The organism is Sphingomonas pruni NBRC 15498 (genome assembly GCF_001598455.1).
Taxonomy (GTDB): Bacteria; Pseudomonadota; Alphaproteobacteria; order Sphingomonadales; family Sphingomonadaceae; genus Sphingomonas; species Sphingomonas pruni.
This window is the reverse complement of record NZ_BCYZ01000004.1, coordinates 128,652-138,427: the sequence shown is the minus strand read 5'-3', so window position 1 is coordinate 138,427 and position 9,776 is coordinate 128,652. Positions and strand designations below refer to the sequence as shown.

Here is a 9,776-nt window from a genome sequence, read left to right as displayed (position 1 = left end):
GAATGGATCAAGTCAATGAACGCAATACGCTTCTGCTTATCGCCGTGGCGCGGGCCCGGCGAACGTTACCAGGCTTTCCGATCCGTCCGCCGCCACCGCTGAGACGCCGACGAAATTGTCGTCGATCGGCACGTTCTTGAGCACCAATTCGGTCGTGCCGGTGACGTCGCGGCTGCTCGTCCAATTCTGCGTATCGGCGCGGCGCCAGTGCACGCGATATTTCGCGGCACCGTCGACCGGCTGCCAGCGGACAGTCGTGTCGCGCGACAGGGCGCCTTGGACCGTCACTCCCTCTGGCGCGGCAGGCGCGGCGGCGAGCCGGCGGATCGTCGCGATGTTGATCGCCGCCACCTTGGCCAGATAGGCGAAATCCATCTTGTCGATCGTGTCGCCATAAGCGACGCCATTCTCGGTGCGGACATATTGGTGTTGGCCGTCCCAGCGCTCGGCGGCGACGGTGAAGCGTACCGCCGGATAGCCGAGTTCGAGAAACGGCAAGTGATCGCCGCCGCGTCCGAACCGGTCGGGACGGCGAACGACGAACGCATCGAGCCCGCCTGGAATGCCCGCCGCGACCTGATCGATCGTCTTGGCCAGCGCGCGGCTGGGACCGTCATCCTCACCGCCATTCATCCGCCGCGCGAGATCGCCTTTCAAATCCTCGCTCTCGCGAATGCCCTCGGAAAATACCCGCACGCTCTTGTTGGCGACCACGCCGCCCTTGCCGATGGAATTGCCGACAATGTCGTTGTTGAGCATCGCGGTCACCTTCCAGCCGCGCTCTCGGGCGGTGTCGGCAAGGAGTTTTCCGCCCCACAATCCCTGCTCCTCACCCGAGAACACCGCATAGACGATCGTCGCGCGGAACTTCCGCTTCGACAGGATTCGCGCTGCTTCCAGAACGACGGCGACACCCGACGCATCGTCATTGGCCCCTGGCGCGTCAGCCTTCGCGTCCATGACGTCGCCGACGATCGAATCGATATGCCCGCCGATTATGATCACGCGATTGGGATCCGAACCCTTTTGCACTCCCAGGACATCGACGATGTTCACCCCGTTGGGTGCGCGTGGGCCGGTGAAATTACGCGCGATCGTCTCGCTCGCCACGCATCCGCCGCAAGCCGCCCCGATTGTATCGAACTGCGCTCTCGCCCAGGCCCGGGCTGCTCCGATTCCCCGTTTGGGGTCGTTGGGATCGGATAGCGAGTGCCGCGTGCCGAACCCGACCAGCGCGCTGACGGTTGCTTTCATCCGAAGCGGAGAGGGCTGTTCGACCGCGGGAGCGGCAGAGGCGAGCAACAGCGGGGCGAGCATCAGGACTTTGCGCATGCAACAACCTGACTCGATCCCATTGTCTGCGCAATGAAATTGGTTGGGCAATACCTTAGCGTGCACTGAGAAGGCGGAACGTCGCGTGGCGGCGCGAATTGACGCACCATGAATAATATTACGCAACGCCTGCGAAACGATTGGCACTTACACAGTTAAGATACGTTCGTCTCAGTAACAGGAGGTGCACGTTATGGCCACGGAACGCGTAGTCGCGTTCGGATTTCTGACGAACAGGGACCTCGAATTGTTGGGTGGTGGGTTTACGCGCCATTTTCCCGTTACAGACGACGATTTGTTTGCCGAATTGCTCGACAAGCTCGATCAGGTGGAAATTGCGCCGGCCGATCGCGGTATTATTTTGCGTACTAGGGATGGCGGATGAGGACGCTCAGCTGAGCCGATCGATCGCTTCGCGATCCAGGCTTCCCGGGATAACCATGATGGGAACCGGTAACGAGCCTGCCTCGCTTCCAGCGAAATGGCTGACCAAGGGACCCGGCGATCCACTCGGCGCGGCACCGAGCACCAGTGCCGCGATCTCGGGATTGCCTTCGATCGTCTCGCGAATGACCTTGGGCGCATCGCCCTGCTTCAAGGTGATCGCCGGCTTCAGCCCCGATTCCTCGAATAACGTGCCCGCTGCACCGGCGATGATGGCTTCGGCGTGCTGCCGGGCTTCGGCCTCGATCGTTGCCTGGACGCCGCCAAAGGCGATGAATTCCTGCGGGGCCATGATCGACAGGATCTCGACGCCGCCCCCGGTCTTGACCGCGCGCCGGGCGGCGAAGCGCAGCGCGACTTCCGCTTCGGGACTGTCGTCGACCACCACCAGATAGATGCGCATGTGCGCCCGGCTCCCCTCGTTCGTGCGATAGGTGACGCGGAACGCGCGCCCGCGCAAGCGCCTCGGTCTTGACCCGGAGCGTGTCGGGCGCGAAGGAGCCGCTTCATAGTCCGCCTCCCCAGGACGCCCGAGAGGACGCAGAATGCCCATCGAGATCAAGATGCCCGCACTTTCACCGACGATGGAGGAGGGCACGCTGGCGAAATGGCTGGTCAAGGCCGGCGACACCGTCAAGTCGGGCGACCTGATGGCCGAGATCGAAACCGACAAGGCGACGATGGAATTCGAAGCGGTCGACGAAGGTGTCATCGCAGAGATCGTCGTTCCCGAAGGCACCGACAACGTGAAGGTCGGCCAGGTCATCGCGATCCTGGCGGCTGAAGGCGAGGACGCTTCTGCGGCGAAGGCTGCGCCCAAGGCGGAAGCCCCGAAAACGGAAGCGCCGAAGGCCGAGGCTGCTCCTGCTCCTGCTCCGCCGCCGGCGCCCGAAGCTCCTGCCGCGGCACCGGCCCCGACTCCCGGGCCCGCGGCGTCAGGCGACCGGGTCAAGGCAAGCCCGCTCGCTCGACGCATCGCGGCTGAAAAGGGTGTCGATCTCGCTTCGGTAGCGGGCTCAGGCCCCAATGGCCGCATCGTCCGCGTCGATGTCGAAGGCGCGAAGCCCGGCGCGGCTGCTCCGGCGGCTGTCCCGGCACAGAGCGAAACTGCCGCCGCGCCGGCACCGCTCAAGCCCGCCGCAATCCCCGATATCCCGCACGAGGCGACCAAGTTGTCGAACGTGCGCAAGACGATCGCGCGCCGTCTGACCGAATCGAAGCAGCAGGTCCCGCACATTTACCTGACGGTCGATATCCGTCTCGACGCGCTGCTCAAGCTCCGCGCCGACCTCAACAAGAGCCTCGAGCCGCGCGGCGTGAAGTTGTCGGTCAACGACCTGCTGATCAAGGCGCTCGCCGCCTCGCTAATCCAGGTGCCGAAGTGCAACGTGATGTTCACGCCCGACCAGCTGATCAGCTTCCAGCGCGCGGACATCTCGGTCGCGGTTTCGACGCCGTCGGGGCTGATTACGCCGATCATCACCCACGCCGACACCAAGGGCGTCGCCGCCATCTCGACCGAGATGAAGGACCTCGCCACGCGCGCCCGCGACAACAAGCTCAAGCCCGAGGAATATCAGGGCGGTACCGCCTCGATCTCGAACATGGGCATGTTCGGGATCAAGCAGTTCGAGGCGGTGATCAATCCGCCCCAGGGCATGATCATGGCGATCGGCGCGGGTGAGAAGCGTCCGTACGTGATCGACGATGCGCTCGGTGTCGCCACCGTGATGTCGGCGACCGGCAGCTTCGATCATCGTGCGATCGACGGGGCCGACGGTGCCGAACTGATGCAGGCGTTCAAGGCGCTGATCGAAGCACCGCTCGGCATGCTTGCCTGAGGCACGGGCGATGTCCGCGCGGACTCTTGCCGAGGCGTGTTACATGGTCGCCAGCGCGATCGTGACGTACCTCATCACCGCGACCGCGGCGTGGGGCTATCCGCAGGGCGCCGCGGCGATCTGGCCGATCGGTCTGGTCGCGATGGCATTCGTGATCGGGTTCGGGTTCAAGCCGTTCCTCATCTCTTGGCGAATCGACCGTAGCGGACGGCGCGACGCGTGAGCGACGCGGCCTCCGTCAGCCCGCCGGCGCGCGAGCCCGCAATCCGGGTCACCGCAATGCCCGCCGACGCAAATGCCTATGGCGACATTTTCGGTGGCTGGCTGATGAGCCTGATGGACTCGGCCGCCGGACTGGTCGCCGCGCGCCACTCGCACGGTCGCGCGGTCACCATCGCGATGGACGGCATGCAGTTTCACGCCCCGGTCCATATCGGCGACGAAGTGTCGGTCTATGCGCAACTGGCCAAGGTTGGGCGCACCTCGATGACGATCGATGTCGAATGCTGGGCGCGCGATCGCCACCGCGATGATCATCGCAAGGTGACCGAGGCGCGCTTTACCTTCGTCGCGATCGACCAGGACCGCAAACCACGGCCGGTGGTCGTCGAATGAACGACGCTCCCATCTTCCCGCCCGAACGCATGCCCGACATCCGCGTGACGGTGATGGCCGCCGACGCCAATCCCTATGGCACCGCGTTCGTCGGCTGGCTGTTCGGCCAGATGTCGCTCGCCGGCGGCAGCCTCGCCTCACGCCGCACGGGCAAACGCGCGCCGGTCGTCGCGGCCGACGGCTTCAAATTCCTGGCACCTGCCAATATCGGCGACGAATTGTCCGTCTGGGCCGAGGTGGTAGGCGAGGGGCGCACCTCGCTCACCATCGCCACCGAAGCCTGGAAGCGCGACCGCCATGGCGAGGCGATGGCCAAGGTCGCGGAAGGACGGTTCGTGTTCGTCGGCGTCGGCGACGTTCGTCAGGACATGGCCTGATGCCCTGCACCTCCCCATATTCCTCTCGACAGTAAGACAAGGACACCTCCCCAGTGGCTGAAACCTACGACCTCATCGTCCTCGGATCCGGCCCCGGCGGCTATGTCGCGGCGATCCGCGCGGCGCAGCTCGGGCTCAAGACCGCGATTGTCGAGCGCGAATTGCTCGGCGGCATTTGCCTCAACTGGGGCTGCATCCCGACCAAGGCGCTGCTGCGCTCGGCCGAAATCTATCATTACATGCAGCACGCCAAGGACTACGGCCTCGTCGCCGACAAGATCAGCGCCGATCTCGACGCCGTGGTCAAGCGCTCGCGCGGCGTCGCCAAACAGCTCAATCAGGGCGTCACGCACCTGATGAAGAAGAACAAGATCACCGTGCACATGGGCACGGGCAAGCTGACCGGGAAAGGCAAGCTGACCGTCACCGCGGCGGACGGCAAGACGACGGACCTCACGGCCAAGAACATCATCGTCGCGACCGGCGCGCGTGCCCGCGACTTGCCCTTCGCCAAGGCCGACGGCAAGCGCGTCTGGACCTATCGTCACGCCATGACGCCGAGCGAAATGCCGACCAAGCTGCTGGTCATCGGCTCGGGCGCGATCGGGATTGAGTTCGCCAGCTTCTACAAGGACATGGGCGCGGACGTCACCGTGGTCGAGATGCTCGATCGGCTGGTCCCGGTCGAGGATGCCGACGTCTCCGCCTTCCTGGAAAAGGCGCTCAAGAAGCAGGGCATGACGATCATGACCAAGGCGGGCGTCGACAAGCTCGAGATCGGTGCGAGCGGCGTGAAGGCGTCGATCAAGGACAAGGACGGGAAGGTCACGACCGCCGACTTCAGCCACGTCATCGTCGCGATCGGCATCCTGCCCAACACCGAGAATATCGGGCTGGAAGAATTGGGCGTGAAGACCGACCGCGGTCACATCGTGACCGACGGCATGTGCAAGACCAATGTCGACGGCCTCTATGCGATCGGCGACGTGACCCAGCCGCCCTGGCTTGCGCACAAGGCTAGCCATGAAGGCGTGATCGCAGTCGAGGCGATCGCCGGTAAGCATCCGCATGCGATGGACCCGAAGAACATTCCCGGCTGCACCTATTGCCACCCGCAGATCGCCAGCGTCGGCCTGACCGAGGCAAAGGCGAAGGAGACGGGCTATGAGATAAAGGTCGGCAACTTCCCTTTCATCGGCAACGGCAAGGCGATCGCGCTCGGCGAGCCCGAGGGTTTCGTGAAGACGGTGTTCGATGCCAAGACCGGAGAATTGCTCGGCGCGCACATGATCGGCGCGGAAGTCACCGAGCTGATCCAGGGCTATACGATCGGCAAAACCGGGGAACTGACCGAGGCCGAGCTGATGGAAACGGTGTTCCCGCACCCGACCTTGAGCGAAATGATGCACGAAAGCGTCTTGGGAGCGTACGGAAGGGCGCTGCACATCTGACGACGTGATTTATCCTCCCCGAGCTTGTCTCGGGGAGGGGGACCATTTGCGGAGCAAATGGTGGAGGGGCAAGGGAATCGATGCGCCGTACCGCAACACTCGCGATCGTCAGCCTGTTGGTCCTGACCGCCTCCGCGCCCGCACCCGAATTCTCCGCCGCGGGCTATGCCGCCGATGCCAAGGCGCTGCCCGACCTGATCCGCGACAATTACGCCTATCTCGACGATCTGCCCGGCGGGAAAGTGCCGTCCTCGCCGCAACTCGATGCCGAGCGCGACGACGTGCACGATGCGGACTCGCTGCTCCATTATGCCGAGGACATGATCACCGCGTTGGCCGACAGCCATGCGCTGACCGCCAAGTCGTTCAAGGACGATTGGGCGATCGTACCGAGCTATTCGGACTTATGGATCGACGAGAACGGCGGCTTTGTCGTTGGCGCGGTTCGGGAAGGGAGCCCGGCAGCGTCGGCGGGCGTGAAGCCGGGGGACTATCTGCTATTGATCGACGGCGTCCCGCCGGAGGTCGCGGTGAAGGCGTTCTGGGATCGGCTGGGGCTGCCGCAAGTGGCGAAGGGCGGGCGCTACGACAATCCCGAGCGCTACGCGATCCAGGTGCTGGTGGCGGGACGCCGCGACCGGCCGCGTAAGCTTGTCTTCAAACGCGGCAACCAGGTGCGCGACCTGACGCTCGACAGTCTCTACACTTGGTCGGCGCACCAGCCCGATCGGCCTGCGCTGACCGTCACCAGGGCCGGCGATGCGACGACGATCCGCTTCAACAATTCGATCGGCGATCTCGACACGATCAAGGCGTTCGACGCTGCGATGGCGACGGTTCCTGCGCATGCGCCCGTAGTGATCGACCTGACCGACACGCCTTCGGGCGGCACGTCCGCGATCGCCCGCGCGATCATGGGCTGGTTCGTGACCAGGCCGATGCCCTATCAGATGCATCAATTGCCCTCGGAAGAGCGCGAAACAGGCATCAAGCGACAATGGGTCGAATACGTCCTGCCTCGCCGGGGCAAATATCACCCCGGCCCGGTCAGCGTCCGTGCCGGCCATTGGACGGGCAGCATGGGAGAGGGGCTGGCCGTGGGCTTCATGGCTCTCGGCAAGACCGCGTGCGGATCGAGGATGGCGGGACTGAAGGGGGCCGTCTATGATTTCGACCTGCCCCGCACCGGGCTGCGTGTGAAGTTCCCTGCGGAACGGATCTACACGATCGCCGGAAGGCCGCGTGAGAACGTCGACCTCAAGCCCTGTCGATAGCCAATCGGAGGTCGCGCCGCCGAGCATGATGTGCTCATTGCTCAGGATATGCGGACGTTAGGTCGATACTGGTTCCTATGGGTGGCCGTGCTGCTCGCCGTGACGATGGTCGCGGCGGGTTGGCCGGGGCTCGCGGAATATGACAGCGGCGAGCAATTCCGGCAGGTGCTGAGCGGCCGGTACGATGATTGGCATCCGCCGGTCATGGCGCGGCTCTGGTCCCTGCTCCGCGTCCTGGGTGGGGGCGCCGGGCCGATGATGGTCTTGCAGATCGTGCTCTATTGGTTAGGGTTGGGCTTGCTCGCCGGCGGATTGGCACGCACCGGCCGCCCGCGCGCGGCGGCGGTGGTGCTCGGCATCGGGGCGCTGCCCGGATTCGCGGTGTGGCAATGGGCCGTGCTCAAGGACATCCAGATGGTTGCCGCAATGCTGGCGGCGGTCGGGATCGTCGGATGGTGGCGCCTTCGCGGCGTGCGCATGCTGTGGGCGGCGACGGCATTCGCCATCCTGCTGTTGGGCTATGCGACCTTGGTCCGCGCCAATGCGCTGTTCGCGACCGTGCCGCTGGCGGTGATGCTGCTGCCGCGTGGAAGATGGCCGGTCCGGTTGACGCTGGCGCTCGTCGGGATGGCGGCAATTATAGTGCTGACGCCCTTGATCGACGCGGACCTGTTCGGCGCAGCGCCGAGTGGCGTGCGCACGACCGAACCGTTATTCGATCTCGCGGCGATCGCGGTGCGGACCGGCGATGCCGATGCGACCGGGATAGATCCGGCGGGAATCGCAGCGCTCCGGCACGACCGGTGCGTGAAGACGTATTTCTGGGATACGCTGGGCGATGGCCCGTGCGCCGAGGCGATCGAAGATCTGGCGTCGCGGCCGGTTGGCGCGATGTATCTGCAACTTGCCCATGCCGCGCTCCGCCATCCTCTGGCCTATGCGGAGCATCGACTGGCGCATTTCAACATGACGCAGCGTTGGCTGGTCGGCCGAGAGCTGATGAACGATTGGCCCCCGTCGCAATCCCAACCCAATAAGCTTGGGCTGGACGATCCCGGCCCGCTGGCATCGTGGTGGATCGTCAGGACAGCAGCGCTGGCGGACACGCCGATCGGCTGGCCGGTCGTCTGGCTGACGCTGGCGGTGGCCACGCTGGTCGAGGGATTACGCCGCACCGCTTCACCCTTGCGCGATCTGGCACTGGCGCTGGTGGTGTCCGCGCTCGCGCTCGAGGCGAGCTTCATCGCGATCAGCATCGCCGCCGATCTGCGCTATCATCTGTGGCCGATGATCGCGGTGGCACTGGGCGTCGTTTTGCTGGTCGCCGAAGCGCGACCCTCGCGTCACGTGCTGATCGCAAGCATGGTTGCGCTAGGGCTGGTAGTGGCGGGCGGCATCATCGCGCGGGCGACGCTGCCGCCCGCGCCGAGCGATTATCCCGAAATCCTGACGAGCTAAAGTCGCGCGAACTCGGCAAGCAGCGGCTGATACTCCTCCATCGACGGGAATTTCTCGTACGAATGCGGCGAATCGACCAATGCCCAGGGCAGGGCCTCGCTGGTGTAATTCTGGACGAACGGCGTCACCCAGCTCGGATCGTCGAGCATCGTCGCGCGGACGTTGACGAAACCCATATCGGGCTCGAAATCGGTATAGACCCAGCTCTTGCAATAGTCGCAATGCTGATGATGCAGCCGCTCGCCATGCAGGCCGCCGATCACCGTCTCGCCCTTGGTCAGCGCGAAGCCCCCGCGCGGCACCGCCACGGTGGTCGAATAGGCGCCGCCGGTCATTTTCTGGCATCCCGTGCAATGGCAGATCGCGGTGAACAGGGGCGCCGCGCTGACCCGAAAGCGCACTTCGCCACAGCGGCATCCACCTTCCATCGGCAACGTCCACTTTGCCATTCCATTCCTCCATGCCTTGGGGCAGCCTGATGCTAACAAAAACGGGGAGCAAAGAGGATGCAGACTTTCGCGATCTTGTGGCCTGCTATCGCGCTCGCAGCGCTCAGTTTCGTGGTGATGGTGTGGGTCGCGGTCGCACGGGCCGGGTACATGAAGAGCAACCCGCCGCGCCCCGACGACCTCGCCACGAGCGAGGCGGCGATGCGCTATTTCCAACCGGTCGAAATGCCGGCCAACAATCTGCGCAACCTGTTCGAGGCGCCGGTGCTGTTCTTCGCGCTGATCCCCTTGCTGCTGATCACGCATCAAGCCAGCCATGTTCAGGTTGCGCTCGCCTGGGTCTATGTCGCGCTGCGCGTGATCCACAGCCTCGGACATGTCGTCCTGCGCAAATTATCCGTCCGCGCGCCCGCTTTCTGGGTGTCGGTGCTGATACTGATGGCAATGTGGATCGGCTTCGCGGTCGATATCGCCAGTGCCCAGTCCGCTTACGACGCGGCGATGGACAATATGACGATCTGACCGCGGGCGCGCT

The 9,776-nt window shown here is 64.6% G+C and carries 12 protein-coding genes; 9 read left to right on the top strand and 3 right to left on the bottom strand.

Features of this window, described 5'->3' with window-relative positions; translation table 11 throughout:
* Positions 1-36: 36 nt before the first annotated feature.
* Entirely contained in the window at positions 37-1,332 is a 1,296-nt protein-coding gene (locus SPR01S_RS01820) for a M20/M25/M40 family metallo-hydrolase (protein WP_066584052.1), read from the bottom strand.
* 193 nt (positions 1,333-1,525) lie between these two features.
* On the opposite strand from SPR01S_RS01820, the gene SPR01S_RS01815 reads away from it, so the two are divergent.
* Entirely contained in the window at positions 1,526-1,717 is a 192-nt protein-coding gene (locus SPR01S_RS01815; protein WP_066584050.1) for a hypothetical protein, read from the top strand.
* Positions 1,718-1,723: 6 nt separating this feature from the next.
* On the opposite strand, the gene SPR01S_RS01810 is transcribed toward SPR01S_RS01815, so the two are convergent.
* On the bottom strand, positions 1,724-2,179 hold the full coding sequence (locus SPR01S_RS01810; RefSeq protein WP_066584108.1) for a universal stress protein: 456 nt from the start codon (positions 2,177-2,179) through the stop codon (positions 1,724-1,726).
* 142 nt (positions 2,180-2,321) lie between these two features.
* Here SPR01S_RS01810 and SPR01S_RS01805 point away from each other — a divergent pair, with 142 nt between their 5' ends.
* From SPR01S_RS01805 to SPR01S_RS01775, 7 genes are all read left to right on the top strand, one after another.
* On the top strand, positions 2,322-3,617 hold the full coding sequence (locus tag SPR01S_RS01805; RefSeq protein WP_066584045.1) for a pyruvate dehydrogenase complex dihydrolipoamide acetyltransferase: 1,296 nt from the start codon (positions 2,322-2,324) through the stop codon (positions 3,615-3,617).
* Positions 3,618-3,627: 10 nt separating this feature from the next.
* Positions 3,628-3,840, top strand: a complete 213-nt coding sequence (locus tag SPR01S_RS01800; protein WP_157081849.1) for a hypothetical protein — start codon at positions 3,628-3,630, stop codon at positions 3,838-3,840.
* 56 nt (positions 3,841-3,896) lie between these two features.
* Positions 3,897-4,232 carry an acyl-CoA thioesterase gene (locus SPR01S_RS01795; protein ID WP_066584102.1) on the top strand — a complete coding sequence of 112 codons (336 nt, stop codon included), beginning with the start codon at positions 3,897-3,899 and terminating at the stop codon, positions 4,230-4,232.
* Positions 4,229-4,609: an acyl-CoA thioesterase gene (locus SPR01S_RS01790; protein WP_066584039.1), complete on the top strand. Its 381-nt coding sequence runs from the start codon at positions 4,229-4,231 to the stop codon at positions 4,607-4,609. Before SPR01S_RS01795 ends, SPR01S_RS01790 begins: the two co-directional genes overlap by 4 nt.
* 53 nt (positions 4,610-4,662) lie before the next feature.
* Positions 4,663-6,060: a dihydrolipoyl dehydrogenase gene (lpdA, locus tag SPR01S_RS01785; protein WP_066584036.1), complete on the top strand. Its 1,398-nt coding sequence runs from the start codon at positions 4,663-4,665 to the stop codon at positions 6,058-6,060.
* A gap of 80 nt (positions 6,061-6,140) precedes the next feature.
* The gene (locus SPR01S_RS01780; protein ID WP_066584033.1) at positions 6,141-7,334 is read left to right on the top strand and encodes a S41 family peptidase; all 1,194 of its coding nucleotides are present in this window, start codon (positions 6,141-6,143) and stop codon (positions 7,332-7,334) included.
* 48 nt (positions 7,335-7,382) lie between these two features.
* A complete protein-coding gene (locus tag SPR01S_RS01775) occupies positions 7,383-8,792 on the top strand; it encodes a hypothetical protein (protein ID WP_066584030.1) in 1,410 nt (469 codons plus the stop codon).
* Here the strand turns inward: SPR01S_RS01775 and SPR01S_RS01770 are convergent.
* Positions 8,789-9,241, bottom strand: coding sequence for a GFA family protein (locus SPR01S_RS01770; RefSeq protein ID WP_066584027.1), 453 nt, complete (start codon positions 9,239-9,241; stop codon positions 8,789-8,791). The two genes, SPR01S_RS01775 and SPR01S_RS01770, sit on opposite strands and share 4 nt — an antisense overlap.
* Positions 9,242-9,298: 57 nt before the next feature.
* Between SPR01S_RS01770 and SPR01S_RS01765 the strand changes: the two genes are divergently transcribed.
* Positions 9,299-9,763, top strand: a complete 465-nt coding sequence (locus tag SPR01S_RS01765) for an MAPEG family protein (protein ID WP_066584025.1) — start codon at positions 9,299-9,301, stop codon at positions 9,761-9,763.
* Positions 9,764-9,776: the final 13 nt, after the last annotated feature.